This is a genomic window from Treponema sp. R8-4-B8 (genome assembly GCF_054786175.1).
Map to the genome: position 1 here is coordinate 1 of NZ_BDHE01000280.1, position 556 is coordinate 556.

The window sequence follows — 556 nt, forward strand, 5'->3', positions numbered from 1 at the left end:
CGTATAAAACCTCGTTTTTATGGAACCAAATGCTTTGCTTTGGTTTTTTCGCATAAAAGACCGAACACGCCATAATATCTGTCTCTTATACACATCTGTGTTTCCTGTTCCGGTATCATAAAATTTTTTGGCAATTACCCGAAATGTATCTATAAATTCAATATTTATTCGTAAGATTCTCAATAAAATTTTCTTAGGTATAAGTTTTAGCGGTATCCAAGATATGCGAAGCGACGGTTTCACCACAACCACGCTTTTGAACTGTGTGTACTCAGTTATCGTTATAACGTTGTCTCTGGCTATGCCGAGATGCTCCAACAATATAAGTTCAGCCTCATTGGGTTTGTTGTCAATAAAAGCGATCTTATGGTTTTTGTAACGGTCATCTAATAAAATATACGCAAATGCCATAGTTCCCGTTAAAATGTGTCCGAAATGACTTTGTGGAATGCTGAAATAAATCACATCGGCGTCAACGTAATTTATTTTGACAGTTGACGGATTTATACGCAACGGGCTGACATAATCCCATTCCTTAACCACCACGGTGCTCTGG

1 protein-coding gene is annotated in these 556 nt (G+C 37.6%); it reads right to left on the reverse strand.

Going from position 1 to position 556, the window contains the following annotated elements:
- Nucleotides 1-556: hypothetical protein (locus ACYVRA_RS08395; RefSeq protein ID WP_461252273.1), on the reverse strand; the 556-nt coding region annotated here is incomplete at both ends.